At 47.0% G+C, this 26,183-nt stretch carries 22 protein-coding genes and 1 pseudogene; 10 read left to right on the top strand and 13 right to left on the bottom strand.

The window, feature by feature from the left end:
• Positions 1 to 136 precede the first annotated feature (136 nt).
• Positions 137 to 277, bottom strand: a complete 141-nt coding sequence (locus tag H6F73_RS09350) for a hypothetical protein (RefSeq protein ID WP_190758540.1) — start codon at positions 275 to 277, stop codon at positions 137 to 139.
• Between the two features lie 177 nt (positions 278 to 454).
• Here H6F73_RS09350 and rimO point away from each other — a divergent pair, with 177 nt between their 5' ends.
• Together rimO and H6F73_RS09360 are read left to right on the top strand one after the other, a co-directional pair.
• Positions 455 to 1,810, top strand: a complete 1,356-nt coding sequence (rimO, locus tag H6F73_RS09355) for a 30S ribosomal protein S12 methylthiotransferase RimO (RefSeq protein ID WP_190758541.1) — start codon at positions 455 to 457, stop codon at positions 1,808 to 1,810.
• A gap of 306 nt (positions 1,811 to 2,116) precedes the next feature.
• Positions 2,117 to 3,502 carry a DEAD/DEAH box helicase gene (locus tag H6F73_RS09360; RefSeq protein WP_190758542.1) on the top strand — a complete coding sequence of 462 codons (1,386 nt, stop codon included), beginning with the start codon at positions 2,117 to 2,119 and terminating at the stop codon, positions 3,500 to 3,502.
• A gap of 107 nt (positions 3,503 to 3,609) precedes the next feature.
• Here the strand turns inward: H6F73_RS09360 and H6F73_RS09365 are convergent, their stop codons facing one another.
• The 4 genes from H6F73_RS09365 to H6F73_RS09380 all read right to left on the bottom strand — a co-directional run bounded on the left by H6F73_RS09365 (position 3,610) and on the right by H6F73_RS09380 (position 10,674).
• Positions 3,610 to 5,853 (bottom strand): Calx-beta domain-containing protein, encoded by a 2,244-nt coding sequence (locus tag H6F73_RS09365; protein WP_190758543.1) that lies wholly within the window; start codon positions 5,851 to 5,853, stop codon positions 3,610 to 3,612.
• A gap of 493 nt (positions 5,854 to 6,346) precedes the next feature.
• The gene (locus tag H6F73_RS09370) at positions 6,347 to 7,606 is read right to left on the bottom strand and encodes a PEP-CTERM sorting domain-containing protein (protein WP_190758544.1); all 1,260 of its coding nucleotides are present in this window, start codon (positions 7,604 to 7,606) and stop codon (positions 6,347 to 6,349) included.
• Between the two features lie 527 nt (positions 7,607 to 8,133).
• Entirely contained in the window at positions 8,134 to 8,358 is a 225-nt protein-coding gene (locus H6F73_RS09375) for a hypothetical protein (protein ID WP_190758545.1), read from the bottom strand.
• A gap of 21 nt (positions 8,359 to 8,379) precedes the next feature.
• The gene (locus H6F73_RS09380) at positions 8,380 to 10,674 is read right to left on the bottom strand and encodes a 6-phosphofructokinase (protein WP_190758546.1); all 2,295 of its coding nucleotides are present in this window, start codon (positions 10,672 to 10,674) and stop codon (positions 8,380 to 8,382) included.
• A 439-nt stretch (positions 10,675 to 11,113) separates the two neighbouring features.
• Between H6F73_RS09380 and H6F73_RS09385 the strand changes: the two genes are divergently transcribed.
• The 4 genes from H6F73_RS09385 to H6F73_RS09400 all read left to right on the top strand — a co-directional run bounded on the left by H6F73_RS09385 (position 11,114) and on the right by H6F73_RS09400 (position 14,619).
• Complete coding sequence (locus H6F73_RS09385; RefSeq protein ID WP_190758547.1) at positions 11,114 to 12,751, top strand: ATP-binding protein; 1,638 nt, start codon at positions 11,114 to 11,116, stop codon at positions 12,749 to 12,751.
• Between the two features lie 350 nt (positions 12,752 to 13,101).
• Complete coding sequence (locus H6F73_RS09390; protein ID WP_190758548.1) at positions 13,102 to 13,428, top strand: DUF433 domain-containing protein; 327 nt, start codon at positions 13,102 to 13,104, stop codon at positions 13,426 to 13,428.
• A gap of 3 nt (positions 13,429 to 13,431) precedes the next feature.
• Positions 13,432 to 13,773: a DUF5615 family PIN-like protein gene (locus tag H6F73_RS09395; RefSeq protein WP_190758549.1), complete on the top strand. Its 342-nt coding sequence runs from the start codon at positions 13,432 to 13,434 to the stop codon at positions 13,771 to 13,773.
• A 183-nt stretch (positions 13,774 to 13,956) separates the two neighbouring features.
• Positions 13,957 to 14,619 carry a diacylglycerol/polyprenol kinase family protein gene (locus tag H6F73_RS09400; protein ID WP_190759586.1) on the top strand — a complete coding sequence of 221 codons (663 nt, stop codon included), beginning with the start codon at positions 13,957 to 13,959 and terminating at the stop codon, positions 14,617 to 14,619.
• Between the two features lie 145 nt (positions 14,620 to 14,764).
• Here the strand turns inward: H6F73_RS09400 and H6F73_RS09405 are convergent, their stop codons facing one another.
• The 4 genes from H6F73_RS09405 to bchM form a co-directional block, all read right to left on the bottom strand.
• On the bottom strand, positions 14,765 to 14,914 hold the full coding sequence (locus H6F73_RS09405; protein ID WP_190758550.1) for a hypothetical protein: 150 nt from the start codon (positions 14,912 to 14,914) through the stop codon (positions 14,765 to 14,767).
• 199 nt (positions 14,915 to 15,113) lie between these two features.
• Complete coding sequence (locus H6F73_RS09410) at positions 15,114 to 15,263, bottom strand: hypothetical protein (RefSeq protein ID WP_190758551.1); 150 nt, start codon at positions 15,261 to 15,263, stop codon at positions 15,114 to 15,116.
• Positions 15,245 to 15,628 carry a DUF423 domain-containing protein gene (locus H6F73_RS09415; RefSeq protein WP_347239510.1) on the bottom strand — a complete coding sequence of 128 codons (384 nt, stop codon included), beginning with the start codon at positions 15,626 to 15,628 and terminating at the stop codon, positions 15,245 to 15,247. Before H6F73_RS09415 ends, H6F73_RS09410 begins: the two co-directional genes overlap by 19 nt.
• A gap of 195 nt (positions 15,629 to 15,823) precedes the next feature.
• Positions 15,824 to 16,510 carry a magnesium protoporphyrin IX methyltransferase gene (gene bchM / locus H6F73_RS09420; protein ID WP_190758552.1) on the bottom strand — a complete coding sequence of 229 codons (687 nt, stop codon included), beginning with the start codon at positions 16,508 to 16,510 and terminating at the stop codon, positions 15,824 to 15,826.
• A 308-nt stretch (positions 16,511 to 16,818) separates the two neighbouring features.
• On the opposite strand from bchM, the gene H6F73_RS09425 reads away from it, so the two are divergent.
• The gene (locus tag H6F73_RS09425; RefSeq protein WP_190758553.1) at positions 16,819 to 18,597 is read left to right on the top strand and encodes a hypothetical protein; all 1,779 of its coding nucleotides are present in this window, start codon (positions 16,819 to 16,821) and stop codon (positions 18,595 to 18,597) included.
• 168 nt (positions 18,598 to 18,765) lie between these two features.
• Here the strand turns inward: H6F73_RS09425 and nagA are convergent, their stop codons facing one another.
• A complete protein-coding gene (nagA, locus tag H6F73_RS09430) occupies positions 18,766 to 19,968 on the bottom strand; it encodes an N-acetylglucosamine-6-phosphate deacetylase (RefSeq protein ID WP_190758554.1) in 1,203 nt (400 codons plus the stop codon).
• Positions 19,969 to 20,054: 86 nt separating this feature from the next.
• Here nagA and purE point away from each other — a divergent pair, with 86 nt between their 5' ends.
• Positions 20,055 to 20,576 (top strand): 5-(carboxyamino)imidazole ribonucleotide mutase, encoded by a 522-nt coding sequence (gene purE, locus H6F73_RS09435; protein ID WP_190758555.1) that lies wholly within the window; start codon positions 20,055 to 20,057, stop codon positions 20,574 to 20,576.
• Between the two features lie 345 nt (positions 20,577 to 20,921).
• Here purE and H6F73_RS09440 read toward each other — a convergent pair whose 3' ends face one another.
• Complete coding sequence (locus tag H6F73_RS09440; RefSeq protein ID WP_190758556.1) at positions 20,922 to 21,062, bottom strand: hypothetical protein; 141 nt, start codon at positions 21,060 to 21,062, stop codon at positions 20,922 to 20,924.
• 440 nt (positions 21,063 to 21,502) lie between these two features.
• Here H6F73_RS09440 and H6F73_RS09445 point away from each other — a divergent pair, with 440 nt between their 5' ends.
• Both H6F73_RS09445 and H6F73_RS09450 read left to right on the top strand, forming a co-directional pair.
• Positions 21,503 to 23,098 (top strand): ammonium transporter, encoded by a 1,596-nt coding sequence (locus tag H6F73_RS09445; RefSeq protein ID WP_190758557.1) that lies wholly within the window; start codon positions 21,503 to 21,505, stop codon positions 23,096 to 23,098.
• Between the two features lie 224 nt (positions 23,099 to 23,322).
• A complete protein-coding gene (locus tag H6F73_RS09450) occupies positions 23,323 to 24,162 on the top strand; it encodes a GDSL-type esterase/lipase family protein (protein ID WP_190759588.1) in 840 nt (279 codons plus the stop codon).
• A 107-nt stretch (positions 24,163 to 24,269) separates the two neighbouring features.
• On the opposite strand, the gene H6F73_RS09455 is transcribed toward H6F73_RS09450, so the two are convergent.
• Complete coding sequence (locus tag H6F73_RS09455) at positions 24,270 to 25,382, bottom strand: CHAT domain-containing protein (protein WP_347239544.1); 1,113 nt, start codon at positions 25,380 to 25,382, stop codon at positions 24,270 to 24,272.
• Between the two features lie 27 nt (positions 25,383 to 25,409).
• Positions 25,410 to 26,177, bottom strand: a pseudogene (locus H6F73_RS26945) (tetratricopeptide repeat protein); the annotation flags it as partial.
• Between the last annotated feature and the right edge of the window lie 6 nt (positions 26,178 to 26,183).

The following is a 26,183-nucleotide window of genomic DNA, read 5'->3' on the forward strand; positions in this document are numbered from 1 at the left end:
ATACTGGGACGGATAGAGCGGCGTTTGGCTGGTGATAGGCGCTCTGGCTGCCGGTGCAGAATTGTTGTTACCCAATGCACCCAGGTGTCTCAGGCGCTTGCCTTAATTTTTTTTCAGCCTGATAATGAAATGAGATTTAGTTGAATGCGTAGGCCGATTGCAGACCCCACACGATGAGAAAGGCAACGCCGCCCAACACCAGAATTGCCGAGATCGCAATGATGACCGGGTTATCGGCTCCCTTGAATTTCATGATCCCACGGTTTAAATCTGACATAGCCCGTGATTCTCCCTCTGTAAAAGAGATACTTTACATTAATTTATGTTACTATAAATAAAGTGTTGTCGCATTGCGTCGTTCAGCGAGTCCTGATTCTCCCAAGGATGGGATAAATGGCCGGCAGTAGTGTAATATACCAACACCAAGCAACTACGACGGATTTTTAAATACTAGATGGGCAACAAGCCAACCATTGCCGTATCTCACTTAGGTTGTGAAAAAAATCGCATCGATACGGAGCATATGCTCGGCCTGCTAGTGCAAGCAGGCTACCAGGTAGATAGCAACGAAGAATTAGCCGATTACGTCATTGTTAATACTTGCAGTTTTATTCAAGCCGCACGGGAAGAGTCGGTTAGGACTCTAGTAGAACTGGCAGAGGCCAATAAAAAAATTGTTATCACCGGCTGCATGGCGCAGCATTTCCAAGACCAGCTACTGGATGAATTGCCAGAGGCAGTAGCACTCGTTGGCACCGGCGACTACAACAAAATCGTCGATGTTATTCAGCGGGTAGAAACCGGCGAACGCGTCAGCGAAGTTACGGCTGAACCGACTTATATCGCGGATGAAACCACACCGCGCTATCGCACCACCTCTGAAGGGGTGGCGTATTTGCGCGTTGCGGAAGGATGCGATTATCGTTGCGCCTTCTGTATCATTCCCCATCTCAGGGGTGCTCAGCGGTCGCGCTCGATAGAGTCTATAGTGGCAGAAGCCGAGAAACTGGCGGCTGAGGGTGTGCAGGAAATTATTTTAATTTCCCAAATCACTACTAACTACGGACTCGATCTTTACGGCGAACCTAAGCTTGCAGAACTGCTGCGGGCTTTGGGTAAAGTGGATGTGCCTTGGATTCGGATGCACTATGCCTATCCAACCGGCCTGACTCCTAAAGTAATTTCTGCGATTCAGGAAACCCGCAACGTCTTGCCCTACCTGGATTTACCCTTGCAGCATTCCCACCCGGAAATTTTGCGAGCAATGAATCGTCCGTGGCAGGGGCAGGTTAATGATACAATCATAAAGCGGATTCAAACAGCGCTACCTCAAGCCGTTCTCAGGACAACCTTTATCGTAGGTTTTCCAGGTGAGACGGATGAACACTTCGAGAATTTGCTACAATTTGTAAAGCGTCATGAATTTGACCATGTAGGTGTCTTTACATTTTCCCCAGAGGAGGGAACGCCTGCCTACAGCTTGCCAAATCAGCTGCCTCAAGATGTTATGGACGCCCGTCGGGACGCCCTGATGGAAGCGCAGCAGCCCATCTCTCTGAAGAAAAATCAAGCTGAGGTGGGGAAAGTGGTAGACGTTTTGATTGAGCAAGAGCATCCGGAAACGGGTGAGATGATAGGTCGTTCGGCTCGATTTTCTCCAGAGGTGGATGGATTAGTCTACGTTCAGGGAACCGCACGGCTGGGTTCTCTGGTGCCGGTAGCGATCACCGATGCGGACATCTACGATTTGTACGGTTATGTCGCCACGGCGGCAGACCTCTTGCCGGCTCCCCAGCTGGTAAAGCGGTAAGATTTGCCAATTTGTTGCGCGTTGCTTAACAAAAGTTTATTGTTGGGTTAATATTTCGCAAGGATCTGGTAATAGTGGAGAGAGTACAGAGGGTTTGAAGCCCAACTATCCAGACTCAGCAGCCGCTCCATCCCGATCCATTTCAAACCGCGCTCTTCAACAATGAGCTGACGAAAACCTTTGCCGGTGTGAGCAAAAGTGTTATTTAAACGCTTCCTTTATACCTGCCTTCAGATTGCAACGCTCAGCTCGAAGTCTGGCGATTCTGGAACCGCATTGAAATATTACGTTTATAACGGAGATTAAATGGATTTGTCATTCAAGGATCTAGGTCTTTCTGATTCGCGTGTTAGCCATCTAGAGACACTAGGTTTCACGACCCCAACCGCAATTCAAGCTGAAGCGATTCCCCATCTGTTGGCGGGTCGAGATGTAGTAGGACAAGCACAAACCGGCACAGGCAAGACGGCAGCGTTTTCTTTGCCGATGTTGGAGCAAATTGATGTCAGCAATTCAGCCGTTCAAGCGCTGATTCTGACACCGACTCGTGAGTTAGCCATTCAAGTATCTGACGCCATCCGCGATATTGGTGGAGATCGTCGGATGGGTGTGTTAGCCGTTTACGGGGGTCAAGCCATTGACCGCCAAATCCGCACCTTACAGCGTGGCGCACAAATTGTTGTGGGTACACCTGGACGGGTGATTGATTTGCTGGATCGCGGCAACCTCAAGCTGGGCCAGCTGAGCTGGCTGGTGCTGGATGAAGCCGATGAAATGCTCAGCATGGGCTTTATTGATGATGTAGAGAAAATTCTCAGCCAAGCACCGGCAAACCGGCAGACAGCCTTTTTCTCCGCCACAATGGAACCCTCGATTCGGGCGCTGGTAAGCAAGCACTTGCGTTCGCCGGTTAATGTCAGCATTAAACAGCCGAAAGCGACACCAAAGCAAATCAATCAGGTTGTTTACATGGTGCCCCGTGGCTGGACAAAAGCCAAAGCTTTGCAGCCGATCTTGGAATTGGAAGATCCGGAAACAGCAATTATCTTTGTGCGGACACGACGTGCTGCAGCCGAGTTGACAAGCGAATTGCAAGCAGCCGGCCACAGTGCAGATGAGTATCACGGTGACCTCAACCAAGCTCAGCGCGAGCGGTTGTTGTTCCGGTTCCGCCAGCAGCAAGTGCGGTGGATCGTCGCAACAGATATTGCGGCGCGGGGATTAGATGTGGAACACTTAACCCATGTGATTAACTACGACTTGCCGGACAGTGTGGAAAGCTATGTGCACCGGATCGGTCGTACAGGGCGTGCCGGCAAAGCAGGAACCGCAATTTCCCTGGTTCAGCCGTTTGATCGCCGCAAATTGCAGCAAATTGAGCGCCATGTGCGTCAAGCGCTGAAAGTTCAAACGGTGCCTAGCCGGTCACAAATTGAAGGTCGTCAGTTGGAAAAACTGAAAAATAAGGTGTTAGATGCTTTAACCGGCGAACGCCTTGCCTCCTTCTTGCCGATTGTGGCTCAGCTCAGCGAAGAGTATGATGCTCATGCGATCGCAGCGGCTGCTCTGCAAATGGCTTATGATCAAACCCGTCCTTCTTGGTTGCGTACAGATGCGCCGGCTGAGGAAGTTCCCGGTGCGCCCAAGCCGAAACTGATTAAGCGGATGAAAACTTCTGCACACGCTGACTAAGTAGCAATTCATTAATCGGCACTTACAGGGGCGCGGCATTGCCGCGTCCCTCTGTGTTTTTGTTGATTGGGCAGACTTCTTATGATGTCGGGGAGATTAGCAAATTGCTAGAACAAATAAGCCCCATTGTCACTGCCAATCACAATGCCATTGTTAGTGGCAGCAGCCGACATCCCAAAATTATTATCATCAGAAGGTCTAGGACTGATAAACGTGTCAGTTAAAGCGCCGGTTGTTCCGTTATACAGGTACGCGGCACCGGCATCAAAGCGCACCGCGTCCTCGACGGGTGCACCCAACAGAATATTATTGCCCACTGGTGTGATCGAATCCCCAAAATCTATAAGTTGACCTGGACGCGGGCTGCGGTAGGTTTGAACAAAACTGCCGGTGGCGCTGTCAATTCTATACACCACTTCTTGGCCGGCAGTCCCCACAAATTCGCTTCCCCTCGTCAAAATATTATTGCCAATTACGTTAATATCTCTGCCGAACCTATCAGATGTTAAAGGAACCGGATTTACAAACGTTCTGAGAACTCCACCCGTTGCCCGATCAAATAGGTAAAGGGTGCCGGTACTCGCATTACCCGTAACTGGGTCAAAACTAATTGCATTCGCTAAAACATTATTACCAACAACGGCGATTGAAGAACCAATCAGCGACTGACTTGGGTTGGGATTTAAGAATGTTTGCAACAGTGCGCCGGTGTTGCCATCGAATAAATAAACCGCCCCTTTATTCTCGCCGGCAGTGTCGTCACCCGGTGCGCTAATCACCACATCGTTGCCGGCAGTCGTAATGGATGCACCAAAGTTATCATTTGCATTCGGAGTCGGGTTCACAAATGTTCGCACAACTGCGCCGGTATTCCTATCAAACAAATAAACCGCCCCCGCATCTGTGCCGGCACTGTCATCATTCGGTGCCCCAATCAAAACATTATTGCCCAGTGTAGCGATGGCATCCGTTCTATAAAAAACTTGCCCCTGATTTTGGTTCGGCAGGCTAAACTTCCGCAGCAAAGCGCCGGTGAAGCTATCAAATAAATAAACAGCATCACTTGCTGATCCAATCAGTACATCCTTGCCGGCACCTACAACAGTTGAACCAAAACTAGCAGCCCCATCAGGGTTTTGGAAAGTTACTTTCGCAGTAGACTTTGCCTCATCATCCACAATTTCCAGAACCGCTGTATTTTGTTCAACAAACGCATTGCCGGTGAGCCTTTCCAAGTTCAAGTTAAGCGTCTCAGTAATTTCGGGCAAGGTATCATTAACAATCGGAATCGTCACCGTTTTAGGTGCTGCGTCCCCATCTGCAAAATTAACCGTTATCGGCGTTGCATTATAATCTGCGTTAGCAGTCGCCGTGCCATCGCTTAGCGACACAACTGCACTCGCTGCCCCACTACTGCCGCCGGTGCGAGTCACTGTCACCGCCGCAATTGGGGTTCCATTCTCATTAACCTGGAATCTGACATCACTAAACGCTAAAGTGCCAGGATTTGCAAAATCAGCACTGTTGATTAGATTACTGCTAACCCCTTGTAACACCGCCAATATCTCTTGTGAGAAAACATCCTGAATAACCGTGCTGCCGGCATATTCAGCAATGCCTTGAGAGATGCTGAGATCCTCATATCTCACCTCTCCTTCTAACCCAATAAAATCAACCCCATTAACAAAATCCGTAATAAAATTCGCTTCAGCAATCGTTGCACCGCCAACGCCTTTACGCAGGAAAAAGTAGTCCGTTCCATCCCCGCCGGTTAAGGTATCACTGCCCAGATCGCCAAACAGAAGATCGTCACCGGCATCCCCAAATAGCCGGTCATTGCCCTGCCCGCCCCGCACAATATCTTTGCCGGAACCGCCCTCAACGGTATCGTTACCTAAATTGCCATTGAGATAGTCATCCCCATCTTCACCAAACAGCCGATCCTCGTCTCTGCCGCCAAGTAAGGTTTCATTCCCCCCGCTACCTTGGAGAGTATCGCTGCCCATGTTGCCAAATATTAAATCATTGCCTTCATTGCCAATGAGCCGGTCATTATCTTCATTGCCGATGATAATATCGTTGCCCAACCCGCCATCAATGGTGTCATTGCCTTCGTTACCAGATAGAGTGTCATTACCGGCATCCCCCGTCACGCCGTCATCATCTTTGCCGGCATCGACTTGATCATCACCGTCAGCCGCTTCAATCAAATCCGCCCCGATATTGCCGGCGATATAATCATTTCCTACTAATCCACGCAAGGTGTCATTGCCACCTAACCCCAGGATGATGTCATTTTCTGGCAATCCTGCAATCAGATCGCTTTCAAAAGTGCCGGTAAAATTAGCCATGATGGAAGTTCCTCGCTACTGCTGAATGGATTCGACCTGTCTAGTGGTGTGGGGATGGGCCGGGATTTGGGGTTGCCTTGAAGTTTCCTGGTCGATTTTTTTTGGTTGTGATGCCCTCTCAAGTGGCAAGTTTGGAGGCAACTTGATGATATTAACAGATAGGGGGCATGGCGCTAAGCAGCTCCCAGCAGAACGGTAAGGATATGGGATCGAAAGGTCTGCCTTTTATTTTTAGGTGTGGTTAGTTCGCAGAAATAAATCCTAACGTTTATCTGTAGAATTGTTGTGAGTTTTTAATAGGAGTCTTTCATTGAAAATTTTAAAATCCTAAATTTTCTATCATTTAAAAATAAATTTACTGTCTCGAAACTAAAAAATATAATTTTGGTGAATAGCCGATTAAGAGTGAAAAAGCAAAAAAATAGAGAGGAAAGCACTTTTATACTTCCCTCTCTATTTTCAATTCATCCTAATTGGACTGCAAGCGTTAGAACTAATTGTTCTTGCTAGCCTTTCTGTTTTTGCGCCATTTCATCAAAGCTGCCAAACCTAACGCTGAACCGGCCATTGTGGTGGGTTCGGGAACTTGTTCGGCGTCCCCACCCGGTCCTGGGTTGGAAGGTGCGGGAGTTCCGGAAGGCTCACCGGGTTGCTCAGGAGTTCCACCACCCGGTGCATCAGGAGTTCCACCAGTGGGTTGCTCAGGAGTTCCACCACCCGGTGCATCAGGAGTTCCACCAGTGGGTTGCTCAGGAGTTCCACCACCCGGTGCATCAGGAGTTCCACCAGTGGGTTGCTCAGGAGTTCCACCACCCGGTGCATCAGGAGTTCCACCAGTGGGTTGCTCAGGAGTTCCACCACCCGGTGCATCAGGAGTTCCACCAGTGGGTTGCTCAGGAGTTCCACCACCCGGTGCATCAGGAGTTCCACCAGTGGGTTGCTCAGGAGTTCCACCACCCGGTGCATTAGGAGTTCCACCAGTGGGTTGCTCAGGAGTTCCACCACCCGGTGCATCAGGAGTTCCACCACCTGGTGCATTAGGAGTTCCACCACCCGGTGCATTAGGAGTTCCACCAGTGGGTTGTTCAGGAGTTCCACCACCCGGTGCATCAGGAGTTCCACCGCTCGGAGTGCTGGGGCCACTGGGTGGATTGACGGCTACGGTTGCTGGAGCTGTACCGGCAGTTTTGCTGCTGAGTTCACGACTGCCGTTAGGATCGCCCACACTCATCAGACGAGCGCCAACAGTCTGAGAAGTAAAGGCACTCAGGGTCAAACCATTACCAGAGATAGTAAATGTGGTGCTTTGATAGTCGTCACCATCAGGGATTCCTTGGCGTCCAACTTCTACACCGGCATTGAAGGATAGCTTTGTCCCTTGCAAGTCAGCGCTATTGCTGAAGCTTTTGAAGTTCCCATTTGTAGAGATATTGGTGAGTGGGCCACCAGCGACGGGTGAAATTGTGAGTCCGCTAACACCCGGAATGTTAAAGTACACACCCCGGAGGTCGCCGATGTAGCCGGTTTTGCCTGGTACAACCTCAACTTTAGCGGTAATTTTGCCAGGATTGCTGGTATCGTCCAGGGTTACCTTAACTGTGGGGTAGTCGGCAGTATCCGTGTTTGTCTTATCGCTGAGGTTGACTTGTACAGTGGCGGCTTTTGCCGGCAGGGCGATTAAGGCAGCAGAGGCGCTCAATAAACCAACAGCCAACAAACTAGACTTCGATGCAAAAAATTTAGCGTTTTTCATTGTATTGAACCTCTGTGGCTTAGTAGAGTAAAATTTCAAAAACTGATTGGTCGAGGGCGGTAGATGCAAGAGTTTAAGTTAATAAAAGCAAGTCGAAAATATTCTTTCAGACTTTACTAGCAGTTCCTAAAACAAGGCGGTTAGATGTCCTGACTTTACTTAAAAGTTCCTAAAATAAGGAGAGTAGATGTTTTTCCGAGGATTGTTTAGCTTGTGGGCGTCGCGTTCCTTTGCTTTCTCTTGCTAAATTTATATTGGCATTTTATGTTGGGAACTGACAAGAGGTAATCGGCATCTTTAATCAAACAATATATTTTTTGATGTCTGATTGAAGATTGATTGAAAAGAGAAAAAATCCGTAGGATTACAGTAGTCACTATTGATTAAAAGTAGCTTGAAAAAAATCTAAACCTTTAATTTATTGATTTGTACGGATAAATCCTTTCAAAAAATTTGAAAAGGGTAAGAGAAAACCCTGGTATTTTGCAGATTGGATAAAGCATAAGGGGCGAAACCCCCCGCCACTCCTACAGATTTCGCACCGGCAGGGACTGGAAGCGCAGGAAATCAGGCGTCAAACGCTTTGCCGGCAGGGTATTGATGAGCCGGCTACACTGGGGTGCGACTTGTGCCAGAACGTGTAGGAAACTTAACGATGACCTGTGGCAAACACGTAACGGGAGTGCGGAATGGGAGATGGGGAGATGAAAAAAACCGGCATCAGTGAGCGATGCCGGGATGGGAGTTATCAACTTTGCGTTTTAAAACGGAGATCAGTCTGCCGGCTGCGGTGCCGGTTGAGACAGAGTTCTTGCTAGGGTATGTAACTCTAACCACCACTGCTCTTTGGGTCGTTGGTAATCTTTGTTCACCATACGGGGAAGATCGCCTAAGTCAAAAAACTGTATTTGCCCAGCCTGTAAGCCGATGAACGCACTCACCGGCGATGCTTTTTGAGCTTGTTCGATTAGGAAATCAAGACCTTTGGCGGCAAAGCGGGTCGCTTGAATGCGATCAAACGGAGAAGGATCTCCACCCTGTTGTAAGTGCCCTAAAATCGCTTGGCGGACTTGGAAAAGCTGCCGGCCTTCTTCTTCAAAGAGAGCGCAGATAAAATCTGAGGTGTACACTGTATGAGCATTTTCATTACAGATAATTAATCCCACCCGTTTGCCTTGCTTAAACCCATCTATTAGATTGGTTAAGTCTTGCTGCAAGTTACTCAGGCTCACGCCTTCTTCGTGAAGGTAAATTCGTTCAGCGCCGGTGGCTAAACCGCTCATTAGGGCTAAATAACCGCAGTAGCGCCCCATAACTTTTACGATAAAGCAACGGTTGGAAGCAACAGCAGACTGCTTAATTTTATCGACGGCTTGAATAATATTATTCAAAGCTGTATCCGCACCAATGCTCAGTTCGCAGCCGGGTAGATTATTATTGATGCCGGCAGGTAGGCATAAAATAGGAATGTTGAACGCCGAAAAGGTATCTCGCTGAGCGTAAAGCTGGTAAGCTGCCTCGTAACCGCTCCAGCCACCGATGATTAATAATGCGTGGATATTTTGCGCTTCGATGTGCCTTGCGATCTCGTAAAAATCTTTAGTTTGAGGAATTTTTCGGCTGGTTCCCAATTCAGATCCGCCGGTTGTCGCCCAACCCCGCACGCTTAGCCAATCCAACTCTTTGATACTGCCGTCAATCAGTCCTCGGAAGCCGTGTTCAACTCCCAGCATGGTTTGTCCTTTGTCAATCCCCAACCTGACAGCAGCCCGAACTGCGGTATTCATTCCAGGTGCTGCCGCGCCACAGTTGAGGACGGCGATTCGCAGGGGTGAATGGGAGAGGGTATTTTCTCCGGTGTTTCTTTCCTGGGAGGGGGAAGCTTGCATTAAAGTATGCAGGGTATGGAAGGCTTCTTTAAAGCTGTTGCCGCGCAGATCCATTGCAGTTTCGTAGTCACCGGCTGCGATCGCATCGGCAACTGCGTGGGTTTGCTCGACACAGTGCATTAAAGGTGGACGGGTGATGCGGTTGCCTCGCATTCCAATCAGCACCGGCTCAGTTGCCGATGTAGCTGACAGCAGTTCTTCAACGGCTGCATGACCTAATAAGGTGCTTAAATTGCGATCAAAGGCGCTAGGAGAGCCGCCGCGCTGTACGTGACCTAAAATTGTGACGCGGGTATCTTCATCAAGTCGTTCTTCTAGAACCCGTTTGACATCATCGCAGTGAATCGGGTGGCCTTGCCGGTCTTTTGCGCCTTCCGCCACAATCACAATGCTATCCCGACGCCCGGATTCACGACCGGCTTTGAGCACGGCACACATCTGCTCTTCCCAATTGTCTGTTTCTGGGGGGCATTCTGGAATCAGTACCCAGTCAGCGCCGGTGGCGAGTGCCCCCATTAGCGCTAAATAACCGCAGTGACGCCCCATCACTTCTACAACAAAGGTGCGCTGATGGCTGGCAGCCGTTGAGGAAATGGCGTCAACGGCTTCGGTGAGCCGGTGTAGCGCCGTATCCGTGCCGATCGTCATATCGCTGCCATACATATCGTTATCGATAGAAGCCGGCAGCCCCACAATTGCTAAATAAGGATGTTGATCCGCCAGTTGCCGGTCGATTTCGCCAAGCTCTACCAATTCTGCCAGTAGTTCCGGCCATTCTGCGCGGAACGTATCCGCGCCGGTGAGGCTGCCATCGCCTCCGATCACAACTAAGCTGTCAATCCCGTTTTGCAAAAGATTTCGAGCCGCCACCCGACGTCCTTCCCGGCTGCGAAATTCCAGGCAGCGTGCTGTGCCGATGATGGTGCCGCCTCTGTGCAAGATGCCGCCCACGTCGTCCCAGTTGAGTTGACGGATACAGGGGCGAATATTACGAGATGGGCTGGCGGCTGTTTCAGAGATGCGGCATTCGCTCCCATCCACCATGCCTTGGTAGCCTTCGTAGATTGCATACACTTCAACACCTTTCGCCAGTGCTGAGCGAACCACCGCCCTCACGGCAGCGTTCATTCCAGGCGAGTCGCCACCACTCGTTAAGACACCTATCCGTTTTTTACCCATATAAAGACTCTCCGCACAACCGGCCCAGGCACCTGAGAACTCAATCAGGAGTATATCGTAATAGCTTCATTTAGTTGGTAGCTAACTTGGCGACTGGTTATAGATAGTTACAATAGGACTGGTAAGTTGCCGGCTTCCGAAAAAAGTTTCCCTTTGCAATCGTTAAGCCCGCCTGCCGGTGGGCTTTTTTATGTTTGGATTATTTGATAATTTTTTAAAAAAGTGAATAAAATACCCTTAAAAACAAGTGACGACGATGAGACGCTGGCAACTAGCATTAATCAAAAAAATCAGAATTGCAAGTAGCTAGAAATTGTCAGTATGAGGACTACACAGAGCAATACCTAGCTTCTTGCAATTCTGAAAATGTTTAGGCTGAATGAAAAATGGACATTTATGCTATGTTTACTATAACGCCATCTTGAACTCATAATTTGATATGCCACTTGAGATAACAATTAAGAACTATCGGTGCTTCTCTGACTCTAATCCGGCTCGTTTTATTATTCAAAAAGGTTTCACGGCTTTCATAGGAGTTAACAACTCAGGAAAGTCTTCTCTACTTAAATTTTTTTATGAGTTTCGCTCTCTCTTCACTTCTGTTTCAGAACGCCGCAACTTTGTGGGAGCTATGTACGGGCAGGCGCAAAGCTTCAATTTCCCCAAGGAAGTTTTAGATCCTCAAGAAGTATTCTGTAACGTTAATAAGCGGCCGCTGATAATTGAATTGAAATTTTTCTATGAAAATGGTGCTACAGAGAAAGATAATCTACCAATTGCTGAAAAAATCATCATTACCATTCCAAGAAATAATACTTACACTGCCCAAATATATTCAGCTAACAAAATTTTACCTTCTGGAGGTGACGTCTCGGAAGAAATGAAATGGATGTTCGAGAAAACACCGAGAATAGATGTATCTGATATTATTAAAAGTTTTAGAGATTTAAGTAAGACGCTGTATATAGGCCCATTTAGAAATGCTCTTAGTCTTATAGCAATTTCCGGCTACCAAAGACAAATAGATTCACAATACTTAGATTATTTTGATGTCAAAGTTGGGCGAGCTTTTATTCAAGAATGGCGACGATTAAAAACAGGTTTTGACAGAGACCTTAATTCAGTAAGTATTAAAGTTACAAATTCTATTCAAGATATTTTTAAATTTAGAAAATTAGAAATTAATGCCTCTGATGATGATCAAACACTTAAATTTTTTATAGATGAAAACCCCTACACAATTTCCGAGCTAGGATCGGGACTTTCCCAATTCTTTTTGGTTCTTGCTAATGCAGCTATAAAAGAGCCATCTTATATTCTTATCGATGAACCTGAACTTAATCTTCATCCCTCGCTCCAATTAGACTTTCTAACGACTCTGGGTCAATATGCTAGCCAAGGAGTTTTCTTTGCGACACACAGCATTGGGCTAGCAAGAGCTAGTGCCGAGCGAATTTATACAGTTCGTAAGGGTGATGAGAGCAGCAAAGTTATTAAGTACGAAACAAGTCCAAGCTTGGTAGAGTTTCTAGGAGAACTTAGCTTCTCCACTTACAGAGAGTTTGGTTTTGATAAAGTTTTGATGGTTGAGGGCAGAACAGATATTAAAACAATGCAACAGTTCCTACGCAAGTATGGAAAAGATCATGAAATTTTAATCTTATCGTTGGGTGGAAGCAGTTTTATTACTCCTGAATCCGAGTCTGAACTTGAGGAAGTTAAACGTATTTCTGATAATATTTTTGTTTTAATAGACAGTGAAAAAGAATCTCTCGATGAGACCTTAGAGCCAAAAAGACAGGCGTTTGTGGAAATGTGCGAACAAATCGGAATTACCTGCCATGTGCTTGAGCGTCGAGCTACTGAAAACTACTTTACAGATAGGGCTATTAAGAAAGTTAAAGGAGAGAAGTATGGGGCGCTGGCCCACTATGAAAAACTGGAAAACGCACCACATGGCTGGAAGAAAGCAGAGAATTGGCGGATAGCTCAAGAGATGAGCAAAGAGGAATTAGAAGCAACCGACCTGGGTAAATTTATAAAAGCTTTGTGTGGAATCGAGTCAACGACAAACTAAAGTTAGGGCGAAGGCCAAAATCGCGCCTTGAGCACGTTAAACTACCCTTTTTCATTCAGGCTGGAAGAAACCGGCATTCCTTAAAACACTCACAAATTGGGTTTGATAGCTACTCAGAACAAGACCTTGCTTAACTAGCTGGGATATCTCGCCTCGGCTGAGTGGTTTTTCTCTGTTGATGAATGGCAGAGAAATTGCACAGCCGGCTAGAGACAGGATGAACTAAAGAAACCTTAACCGGCAAATTAATTCGAGTCAGCCGGCACCCGACATGACGATGATGCCATCGTCAACACCGGCATTCCGCTAAAATTTAATTAAAACGTTCTATTTATCTAAATACGCACCTTATGATATTCAAAGAATTAGAATCCCAACTTCTTGCCTTAACTCCTGAAGAAAAAGCCGAAGCCCTGGAAATTTTGACCAAAATTTTAAAGCCTGGTTCACAAGGAATTACCAAAACTCCGGGTGTCTGTGGCGGGGATGCCTGTATCGCCGGCACTCGTATTCCAGTTTGGGTATTAGTCAATGCTCGTCATTTAGGAATCGATGAAGCGCAACTCCTATACGACTACCCGCATATTAATGCTGCCGATTTAGTCAATGCTTGGGCTTATGCAGAAGCGTATCCTAATGAAATTGAACAAGCCATCACAAAGAATGAGGAAGCATAAATCGTGGCCCGTCTGTATGCCGATGAACAATTCCCGCGCAAAGTCAGCGAATTACTATCTAGTATGGGCCACAATATCCTGACGGTGCAACAAGCAGGGAATGCCAATTTAGGAATTCCCGATGAAGAAGTATTAACATTTGCTGTGAGTGAGAATCGCGCAGTTTTAACCATTAATCGGTTTGATTTTATTCGATTGCATCGGTTACAGTCTGACCATGCAGGTATCATTGTTTGTACAGACGATGTCAATAGAAATCAGATGGCCATACGCATTAATGAAGCGATTTCTGCTGAAGAACCATTAACCGGCAAATTAATTCGAGTCAACCGGCCCTCCTCATAACAGGCATGAATTCCCGAATGCCGGCCCCTATCCAATCAAAATTTATCGAAGAGATTGCTTAAATAGACTTTAAATGATCTAAATCTAATAAAGTGAAAGGAAGCGTTCTACCCAATCACCTTCACCGTGTCCTTACTAACTACAGTCCCTTTGCTCGCATCTGACCCTCAATTGTGGCTTCAAATGACCGTCGTTGGAGTCTGGATGGGAGGGGTGTTGTTGTTGGCGGAGTTGTTAAACCGCTTTGCCTCTGTAGATTCAGAAATTACCCGGAAAATCGTTCACATTGGCACCGGCAACGTGATCTTACTGGCGTGGTGGTTGCAGATCCCGGCATGGGTTGGGATTACAGCAGCGGTTTTAGCCAGTGCGATCGCCCTTCTATCCTACCGGCTTCCCATCCTCCCAGGCGTCAACAGCGTTGGCCGGCTCAGCTTTGGCACATTATTCTATGCCATCAGTATTGGCGTTTTAGTTGCCTGGTTCTGGCCGCTGCAACAACCCCAGTATGCGGCTTTGGGGATTTTGGTCATGACCTATGGCGATGGATTAGCCGCCATTATTGGCCAGAAATTTGGCAAACATCCTTACAAACTCTGGGGAATACAAAAAAGTTGGGAAGGATCTCTGACAATGGCACTCGTCAGCTATGTCGTTAGCTGCTTGATTTTGCTTGCAGTTCAGGGCGCTATATGGCCCACCTGGTTAGTGCCGGCAGTCATTGCGATCTCCGCTACCAGCTTGGAAGCTTTCTCTAAATATGGCATTGACAACCTTACCGTTCCTATCGGCGGCGCGGCTGTTGCCTTTTTCTTAAATCAATTCCTGATGTCAATTTATTTGTGAGTAAATTAACCCAATAAAAATCGGTGGAGACAGTATTTATCCCCACCGATCTTTATGAAATCCACCAAACGATTGCGGTGGCATGAGTTCGCCACAACACAAGTGATTAATACCTGAAGCCAAAATTATCTGTCCTTAACTCCAATTATTCCATCCACTGAGAACCTTCGTAAGGATCTCCATCAAACGGTTGAACACCGACCATTGGGTACGCATCATCACTAGGGCTGAAGATCCGGGCAACCGCAGCAAAAAGATACTGCATGGCACTAGAAAGCGATTGAGAAATATTCATAAACCCTCCGCTGGGATCAATGAGTTCGCCACTTCAACTGGTCTATAAATAGTAGTGTAAGGGTTTAGAGAATCCCTGCGTTAAACTCTCAATAATTTGATAAGATTCCCGGAAATTAACAAAAGATCAATGATTCATTATTGAGATTTGTTGTTATTAATTAAGTTTTGTTTAAAAAGTTTGAAAAACCGTGTCTATTTTAATTTTTTGCAACAACCAGGGAGGAGTTTTGAGTTTTGAGTCCCATGCCCAATGCCCAATGCCCAATGCCCAATGCCCATACCTTTAGGTTGGCGAAGCCTTGCCCCATCCCCCATGCCCCATGCCCATTTACTGCTGAAAGTTCCAACCGGCAACAGCTAAGCAAGCCCAACCAATCATAAAAGCGACTCCCCCTATCGGCGCAATGGCACCCAGCCAAGAAATGCCGGTGAAACTCAAGGTATATAAACTTCCTGAAAACAAAGCAATGCCGGCAATAAACGCAAATCCAGCAACGACTAAGCTTGTTGGGGGTTCACCGGCACGACTCAACAGCACAGCCACCAGCAGCAAGGCTAGGGCGTGATACATTTGGTAGCGAGCGCCGGTTTCAAAAATCGTTAGCGCTTGAGCGCTGAGTCTATCCTTCAAGGCATGAGCTGAAAACGCCCCAATTGCCACAGACAAGCCGGCTAAAATCGCCGCCGTTACCAGAAAAAAACGAACAATCACGTCACTATTTTCCCAAATCTTATTAATTTAAAAGTGCTAAGGAACCTCTTGTTAAGCGAATTCTAAATAGCACTAATCAACCCGCCGCCACTTTTTTAATTCCCTTCATCGTTGTTGCCGGTGTCGTTAGTATTGCTGAGATTCTAGCCGGCTCATTAAAGAACCGCTATCCCCCCAGCAGCACCCGATCATCGATTACCGGCGAGTCGCTTCCAGAATGCGCGAAAAGTAAAAACTTGTACTCGTCATTCCTTGCCGCTGAATTGAAAAACCGTTATTTTCCAGAATTTTCACAACATCCGCTTCCCGGTGTTGGTAAGCGCGAGTGGCTTTACTTGGGCCTGGAAAAAACTCCCCAATTTTCTTTAGCATCGTCAGCGCTAAAGTTTTCGGCGCAAAACTAAGAATCATCCGAGATTCTGCTAAAGAACAAAGGTGAGCGATCATATCCGCTGCCTTTTCTTGCGGATAGTGAATCAACACATCCAGGCAAATCACTGTATGATAGCGACCACTCAAACTTTCTAAATCCTGGGCTGTAAATGCGAGATTATTCATTTGAGGCATTACAGCCTCAGCTCTTTCATAAGCTTCTCTCACCATTTTTTCAGAAATATCGCTGCCGTAAACCCTCGCGCCGGCTTGTGCGAGGGGAATGCTGAGACTGCCAACTCCGCAGCCGGCGTCACACACCGACAACCCAGGCAAATTGCCATCAGCACTCAGCCAGCTAATCACAGTATCGACGGTTCGCTGATGTCCCTCGCGGATGTCACGCTGGACTTTATTCACCTCGCCATCGCCATAGATTCGCCGCCAGCGATCAAAGCCGGTGGCATTGAAATATTCTTTAACAACGGTCTTATCATCCAGTGCGTTCATCTACTTTTTTGATTCCCAATAGCTCTCACCCGTTAAATCTTATTGCTTAACTGCCCTTTGAAGCTAGCCGGCAGTGCGGATCTGTAACCAAGTCAAAATCAATGGGTATCATCCCTGTGCTGTGAGAACCCCTTCTTGACAAAGATACATTCTAAATGATATATCACAGCTATCTAGGTGCGGGATTTTCCCTAACGACTTGTTTAATGCAGAGAGCGACAGAGGGAAATAACCCGAACTCATGCCAAGCCATAGAGACAGAAAACTTGGCATAAGTTAAGGCATCGAAGCACAGCCACAGGGTTATCATGAGGCACATCTTCGCTAATGTAAACCGAGGCATCATTCTTCGCACGTTGGCAAGACTTGCGCTGATTGGCTCAGCAACTTTTGGTTTGGCAACCGTCTTGAACTGGGGAAGATATAACGGTTATTGGAATGGAACCCATTACCGAAGCCAGACTACAGATTTCAAGATTTTAGCGCGTCAACTTCCGGCTAACTTATGGGCTGCTTTACTGTCAGGAAGTCAAACAGAGATTGGGGAAGCCGGCAGCAGCAACAATGGCAAATTAGGCATTCTCGTAACTAATTGCAAACTCGAAAGAAAAGACTGCCCCGCTCAACAAATTCTTTACGCTTCCCCCTCTTATTTTGCCCTCCAAAAGCCGCTAGAAGTCGCTGATTTATCTAGTTACCCTTACGCCTTACTGCGAAACCCAACTCCCCTGCTAGCTGGAAAAGATTCTGCCCCCAAAAAAGATGCAAATATAGAAGCCGGTAGCCGAGAACAAATCGGTGAAATTATCGGGCGCGTGTACTATTTTCGAGAAAATCCCCCAAGCTTTTTTGCCGACTATACAAGCTGGTTATTTCAACCGTGGAATCTTAGCGGTCTTCATAAATATTACTCTTTAACAGTCGGATTACTGCTTGCCAGTGGGATTGCCGGCTGGGCAATTATTGAAACCATTCTCTGCCGCAAACGCCGGCAGCAAAAACGAGTACAAGATGAACTCAACCGGGTGCAGCGCGAGTTACAAGAAAAAAATCAACGAATGCACTTAGTCAGCCTAATTGCGCCTAAACTAATCGCTCAAAAAGAGCGAATTCTTGCTGAAATGAAGCGCTGTCAAATAGAACAACAGCAGACTATACAGGAATTAGAAACCGAAATTGCTGATTATGAAAACCAACTCACGCAAAAAGAACAGCAACAGCAACAGGGTAGCAGCACCTTAGAGCAATTGCAAACCGAACTCATAGAGATGCGGCAATCTCAGAATCAAGCTCAAGCGGGAATTCAGGAATATGAACAAGCGCTCCATAAACTTCAAAAGCAACTTGTAGCCTGGGAAGCAGAGAAGCACAAAAGATTGCGAAGTTTGAAAAAACTGGAGGAAGAATTGCAAGAAACACAAATAAAAACTTTAGCCTTTGAAACTCAAGTAGAAGAAAAAAATCATCTTATTCAATCTCTATCTAAAAAACTCGAAGAAACCGAACAAGAAACTTGGTTCTTAGAGGAACAACTAGCCGAATCTGAATCAGTAAAAGCCCAAGCAATAGCCAGAGAAGAATATTTTTGGCAAGAGTATCAAAAAGATTATGAAAAATTAGAAAACGATTATAAAGATTTACAAACCGAATGCGAAGAACTCAAACACCAGTACGAAGAAGCTTGCAAAACCATTGGAGAATTAGAAGAACAACTTCACGACTGTGCAGAAAAAATAGTTGAAACCTCATCAACTATCGACTTATCGCACATTCATTTAGGATTAGTTGGAGGACAACCAAAAATCCGACAGTGCGTGCTTTCAGAATTATCTAAAAACTATGGATTGCGAGAGTATAGCGAAATCGAGCATCCAAACATGACTGAAAAAAAAGTTAAAGACAAACTAACCAGTTGCAACCTAATCATCTTAATCAACGGCAGCGTCAGCCATAGCATATATAAACACGTCCGCAGCTTAAAAAGTAGAGGAGCATTGCAAGGAGAAGTCCTGCAACTCCCCCTACGATGCAACGCCACAAGCAGCATCGTGAGAGTCATCCTTGCCCACTGTGCACCCAAACATTAAACCTCCTACCAACCACCCATCATCAAAAAACCTATCCTCCCAACCCTAAACCCATCTGTGTTAATCTGTGTGCATCTGTGGTTAAAAAACTCTTAAAATCCCCAAAAACCTATCACCCTAACCCGAAACCCATCTGCGTTTATCTGCGTTTATCTGCGGTTAAAAAAATTACAACCGGCACCAACAAACATCCCGCGTCACCTCATCCAAATGCCAACGCAATAAACAAGCCGGCAACCCAACCGAAAATCCCGGCAACCCAATCGCTTTCCGAGGTGCATCAGTCGCCAACAAAATCGCTTTTTCAACCTCACAAATCCCCCATTTCACCACATTCTGCACACCCACCAATAACGGCAACGTTGTCCCCGCTAACGTACCATCTGATAGACGACAAGTGCCGGCATTCACCGTAATTTGCCGAGTATCCCAAGGATAAACACCATCCGGCAAACCCACCGGCGCTAAAGCATCACTCACCAAAAAAATCCCTTTTTCATAACCACCGGCACGCAATAATAAATCAACCATCGTTGGCGAAACGTGTTCCCCATCCGCAATTAACCCACAATAAACACCCGGATGGACAATCGCTGCACCCAATAATCCCGGCTGCCGGTGATGTAAACTCGGCATCGCATTAAACGCATGAGTCACCATCGAAGCACCCAAGTCAAAAGCTTTCTCAGCTTCGGCTACAGTCGCTTGCGAATGCCCCAAACTAACAGTAATCCCCAAAGATCGTAAATAAGCAATCACTTCGCCTGTGGCATCTAATTCCGGCGCTAAAGTGATGACTTTAACGATGCCGGCAAACTCACCTAACAAACCCTTAACATTTTCAACCGTTAGCGGCAATAAATATTCAGCCGGGTGAGCACCACGCTTTTCAAAATTAAGAAACGGCCCTTCTAAATGTACTCCCAAAATCTTCGCCGCCGGCAGATGATCTTGAGGGTTGCGTTCCATAAAATCAGCCAAAGTTGCCAGTGATCTCTGAAAATTTTCCACCGAAGTTGTAACCAGCGTCGGTAAAAATCCATCCACACCCTGCTGCCACAAAAATTCACAGATCGCCGGCAGTTGGTGACGATTTTCTGAGTTCAAATCTGGAAACGCCAAACCCAGCGCCCCATTAATTTGAAGATCGACACCACCCAAAGAAATCCAGTCGCCACCGGCATCCAAAACATCAGACTCTGAGGAGGTGCCGGGAGATACGCCCATCGGTTCAATTGAGCGAATAATACTGTTAGCATCGATTTCAAGCCGGTGTAAACCTTCGTATCCCGGCAGTCGGGCGTTAATAATCTCCACATTCACCAAGCCAGTATCAGCGGTTGAAGTTAATTGCCTTGTTGCTTCTGTCATCACTTTCGCGAGAGGATAACAAACCAGTCCTAGGATTTTTCAGGAGCACAGTGCTCTAAAATCCACACTCTAAAATTGAAAATCCCATGAGTCAACCACAAATCGGCATTATCATGGGCAGCGATTCCGATCTGCCCACCATGCAGGCTGCGATCGCTGTCTGTGAAGAATTTAACATCCCCTGTGAAGTTGCCATTGTCTCCGCCCACCGCACACCGGCACGCATGGTAGAATACGCCGAAACTGCTCACGTGCGCGGCTTAAAAGTAATTATCGCCGGCGCTGGGGGTGCTGCTCATCTACCGGGAATGGTAGCATCGCTAACACCACTGCCGGTGATTGGGGTGCCAGTGGCAAGCCGGCACTTACAGGGTGTTGATTCTCTTTATTCCATCGTACAAATGCCGGCAGGCATACCTGTCGCCACCGTCGCCATCGGGAATGCAAAAAATGCCGGTTTACTCGCCGTACAAATTTTAGCCGCCCACCAACCAGATTTATTAGAGCGGGTGCAGCAGTACCGGCAAAACTTAGCTCAATCCGTGATAGACAAGCAAAAACATCTGGATCAGGTGGGCTATCAGGAATATCTCACTCAAATGAGCTGAGATTTTTTCGGCTGTCTGCATAAATCTTCACCCCCTGTCTGAGTTAAAATTCTCAGGCAGAAACTTCAAAAAATGTTTTAAAAAATACAGATTATATTAGTTACCAATTGATTTAATGAGTCATTTACCTGACTTATCAAAAGTTAGGGTAAGTTTTGACTTCAACAGACAAGCTTTTTTTGTCTTGTGTGGCTGGAAAGCCACTTTAAGTATGTGTTTCATTGGGAGGCTATATCTTTTTAAAAGTCAGAAAAACCTAGGAGTGTTGCAATTTGGAAATCAGAAAATAAAAGCTTCACTTCGAGAAATCGTGCGGCTAAACCTAAGTTAAATAAAAATATTCGATTAGGAGGTGGAAGCCAGCCTGAATTTAAAAGAAAGCCAGTATTCTCTACAGATTGTATTCGCCTGGGAATTGCGGGTGCCGGCAATTTCCGAATTCCACTCACCTTCGTCACAGCCTTGATTTCGAGCCGGCTGAGCCATCTACTCTGAACTTGCAACCAACAACAACGATCAAACTCCACAGTTTCAGGTAAACTGACTTAACCGTGTTTGGGATCGAGTACGCTTAATTACTCATCATGAGCCATCGGGTTCAGCACCCCCCGATTCGCCCTAAACGAGAACCGCTCAGATAAGTTTTGAGCAAGTGGTTTGGGAAATGTAATCTAAGATACAGAATCAAAAGGTCGAGAATTGGTGCAATCGTTGTGATTCGTAGCGGGTTGAACTGTACTGAGTTGTTTTTGTAACACCACCACTTAGAGATCACCAGACCTTTGGGGTGTCAAACAGAACCACCCGCCGCTCGCCTCGGAAAAACTGCACTCAGGAAAATGCCGGCTGTGGCTAAGTTTCACCTGATTGCGAGTCTCCTCACTCAAACTGTTATGTCTATTGCCGCTTGAGGGAAACGTTGACTGATGACGTATAAACTAACGCACAAAAAGAAGTTAAAAACTAGAAATCGGCGGCTGTCGCCCCAGTGGGACACCCAGTTTCCCGCAACTGCCAAGCTGCTTAAACAGTTGAAATTAGCAATTGGACGGCTATCTCCGAGTTGGCAAGCTTGCATCCCCTTAGCAACATTGATTGTGCTGATTTGGGGTTACGCAGCCGTTGCCCAAGATCCGACAGCAATACCCGCGTCGCCGGTAGACTTAGCCCAGGCGACAGCCCAAGCGACAGCAGACCTGAAGGTGGGGCTAGACACCATGTGGGTGATGGTGGCTGCGATGTTGGTGTTCTTTATGAACGCCGGCTTCTGTATGCTAGAAACCGGCTTCTGCCGGCAGAAAAATGCGGTCAACGTACTCGCCAAAAACTTAATCGTATTCGCCCTGTCTACGATCGCGTACTGGGCAATCGGGTTTGGTCTGATGTTCGGTGATGGAAATCCCTTCTTTGGAACGAGCGGATTTTTCTTAGCCGGCGCAGATAACAGCCCAGCCACAGCAGACGCCTATAATGGCGTTTTCGACGCGCTCAATTGGACGGGCGTGCCGCTTGCCGCCAAATTCTTTTTCCAACTCGTCTTTGCCGGCACCGCCGCAACCATTGTTTCTGGGGCTGTCGCTGAGCGGATTAAGTTTGTTGACTTCTTAATCTTCAGCCTGCTGCTGGTAGGGATTTCCTATGCCATCACCGGCCACTGGATTTGGGGCGGTGGCTGGCTGTCCGTTGCCGCTGGAGCACCTGGATTCTGGGATTTTGCCGGTTCAACCGTCATTCACTCGGTTGGGGGCTGGGCGGCGCTGATGGGGGCTGCCATCCTCGGCCCTCGCATCGGTAAATATCAAGACGGTCAACCCGTTGCGATGCCGGGGCACAACATGAGTATCGCTACCTTGGGCTGTTTGATTCTCTGGTTGGGCTGGTTTGGTTTCAACCCAGGTTCCACAATGAGTGTGGGCTGGACGATTGCTCACATTGCAGTCACCACCAACATGGCAGGGGCAGCCGGCGGTATTGCGGCGACCATTGTCGCTTGGCTGTATCTGGGTAAACCGGATCTTTCGATGATCATTAACGGCGTCCTCGCCGGCTTAGTTTCTGTTACCGCATCTTGCGCCTTCATTAACATTCCTTCCGCTGCCATCATTGGTGCGATTGGCGGCATTTTAGTCGTTTTCGCGGTGCCCTTCTTCGACAAGTTGGGCATTGATGACCCCGTGGGTGCAATCTCAGTCCACCTGGTTAATGGTGTCTGGGGAACCCTAGCCGTCGGTCTGTTCGCCCTAGGGCCAGGATCTCGGATTGGGGAACTCGAACTCTATGGAGAAGGTGCAGGGCCGGCAGCAGGACTATTGTTCGGTGGTGGTTTGACCCAACTCATCCCTCAAATCGTCGGGATTCTCTCCGTCGGCGGTTTCACCGTTCTCATGTCAACTATTTTCTGGCTGGTACTCAAGTCAACCCTTGGCATTCGGGTGTCTGAAGAAGAAGAAAAGAAAGGTTTGGATATCGGCGAACACGGCATGGAAGCCTACAGCGGATTCCTTAAGGATAATCGCGGGTAGTTAGCGGCCCTTAATTGTTGATTATTTAATGATTAAATATGCGGTAGGAGTGTTTTTCAGGCGAGCAGCCACTCCTAGCCGCATTTTTTATGTGTAGTTAACTTAAGCGCTGGTTGAAAGGTTCTGGTTGAGTGTCGTAGTCTAGTGGGAGACGCGGTACTGATTCTTGTTAAGAGAGGGTTGAGCCATTGCAATTAAAATCTGCTAACCCTATTCCTGAGCGCGTGTCCATTGCTTTAAAGAAAGCTCCTACATGGGCATTGCTGTCTCTTCTAACGAACATCCTGTTAATCCTGACTATCTTTGTGCTGCTGCTACGAAATGAATTTCGTTCAGCTAGCTTGCAAACGAGTGAGGGGAATACAACAAAGCTTGAGCAAAAACAGCCGGTGCCTCCAGAATTGGGTCCACGCCACCAGTGGACTTACCAGCAGTGGGTGGCCCAACTGGAACGCGAAGCCCAAGCAGCAGCGCAAAACAAACCCAAACGTTTGACGGTTCTAGCCGGCGATTCTCTCAGTCTATGGTTTCCTGCTAAGCTACTGCCTGCCGGTCGTGCTTGGTTGAATCAGGGCATTTCTGGAGAAACTTCAAATGGTTTGCTGAGGCGTTTGACACTGCTAGATCGCACTCAGCCGGAAACGGTTTTCGTGATGATCGGCATTAATGATTTAATTCGCGGGGTAACGGATGAAGCAATTTTAGATAATCAGCGATTGATTATTCAGGATCTTCGGTGGGTTCACCCTAATGTAGAAATTATTATCCAATCGATTTTGCCCCACAGTGGTGCTCAGGCAACTTGGGAGGGACGTGATCGCTTACTAGCAATTCCGAATAGCCGCATTCGCGAACTTAACCGGCAATTAGCTTTACTTGCCGAAGAAGAAGGCGTAAAATTTCTTGATTTATATCAGTTATTTACAGATCCTCAAGGAAATCTGCGGATTGAACTGAGTAGTGACGGGTTGCATTTGAATGAGCAAGGTTATTTAGTTTGGCGCTCAGCATTACAATTGTTTACCCAATTGGAACTAGATCGGCAACCGCCGGCAGAGTATTAAATCTCGAAATTGGGCATGGGGCATTGGGCATGGGGGATGGGGCATGGGGCATGGGGCATGGGGATTGGGCACATGGGGTGATCAAAGCTGAAAACTCTCTTTTCCCCTTACTCAGCTTCCCCAATCACGGTGAATGCTGCCCAATCTCTGGGGTTGGGATGTTGCTGCTTCGTTGTTAACATCGCTTGCCGCAATGCCTGGGCTTTATTCGGGTCTTGCTGTAAATTTCGATAAAATTGACTCATTAAATTTGCGGTGGGAGCATCGGGAACTGCCCACAAAGACACAATGACTGTTGGGGTGCCGGCGCTAATTAACGAGCGAGATAAGCCGATTACTCCATCGCCGGTGATTTCTCCCCTGCCGGTGTCACAGGCGCTTAAAACTACTAATTCAGCATTAATTTTTAAATCCAGAATTTCCCCAGAAGTCAGCAACCCATCCTCCTTGCCACCAGGGGCGAGGGCAACCGCGCCGGGAACACCAAACCCAAAATCATCAATCAATCCGTGGGTTGCTAAATGGACGATTTTAGCCCCATAAATTTGCTGTTTAATTGCCGTTTCTGTTGCTTGACTTCCAATCAGCGGTTGTGTATTAAAAAGTTTGGCAATTTCCTGAGCTTCTGTCTCTGCACCCTTTAATTCTGACAGTTGAACCGGCTCCTCTCCAACTTGCAGAGAAATGCTCGGCATCGTCGGATTGCCAACAATCAGCATTTCTTTACCTAATACAGTTTGTCGCTGCTTGCGGGTAAGTTCCAAAACTTGAATGGATGGAGCCGTTAAAATCGTATGCTTGTCAATTAAATAAGTGCCTTTTTCATCTTGTAAAGCAGCGAATGGCACGAGAAATAAGGCTTGTTGGGGAATAAAAACCACCGGAGAATTCGCATCGGAGGGCAAGAGATCCGCAATCGGTGCAATCAGCAATTGATGAAGTTTTTGTAAGGATTGTGTTTGATTGGCTTGCTGTTTTTGAACCGCTTCCGGGCCGAGTTCAACGCTAATAATGCCCAGTCCTCTCACACCGATTGATTCGCGGGTAACGGTGACAAGTTTAGCTAAGTTGGTATTTTGTTGCTGCCACAGAGGTTTGAGATCCGCTTTGCGGAAGGTGACAACACCTGCGGGGTTAATAACCCAGATATAAAGTTCTGATTCCCGCCATTCTTGTTTGTCCCCAATTTTGAATTCTTCGCGAATAATCGAATATTGCACCAAGGTGGCATTTTGCGCTTTGGCAATTTGCTGAATTTGGGTGAGGGTGGGTTTGAGAGCCGGCAAATTGTTGGGATTATTAGAGAGTTTTTGCGAGAGTAATTCGACAAAGGCTCTAGCTCGTCCCCGTTCCGCAACTTCTAAGGCCGAATTAGTTTTATTTTGGGCGATTAACACTTTCTGCAAAAATTCGTAAGCTCCCTGCTGCGTTTCAAAAATAGAAATTTTCTGAGCATCAGTTAAATCGGGGCGTAGAGATTCCATAACTTCAAGAGCAGCCACTAAGTTGGTTTCCGCTTCGGCATACTGTCCTAGATTGTTGTAAACTGACCCAATATTGCTCAGAATCCTCCCGTATCCCGCTTGATCGCCAACTTCTTTAGCAATAGCTAAAGCTTGGTTGTAAAATTCCAATGCTTTGGGATACTGTCCTAGACTAAGGTAAACTGACCCAATATTGCTCAGAATCGTCCCGTATCCCGCTTGATCGCCAACTTCTTTAGCAATAGCTAAAGCTTGGTTGTAAAATTCCAATGCTTTGGGATACTGTCCTAGACTAAGGTAAACTGACCCAATACTGCCCAGAGCCCTCCCGTATAGCGCCTGAGCGCCAACTTCTTTAGCAATAGCTAAAGCTTGGTTGTAAAATTCCAATGCTTTGGGATACTGTCCTAGACTAAGGTAAACTGCCCCAATACTGCCCAGAATCCTCCCGTATCCCGCTTGATCGCCAACTTCTTTAGCAATAGCTAAAGCTTGGTTGTAAAATTCCAATGCTTTGGGATACTGTCCTAGACTAAG

Source organism: Microcoleus sp. FACHB-68 (assembly GCF_014695715.1).
Lineage (GTDB): Bacteria > Cyanobacteriota > Cyanobacteriia > Cyanobacteriales > Oscillatoriaceae > FACHB-68.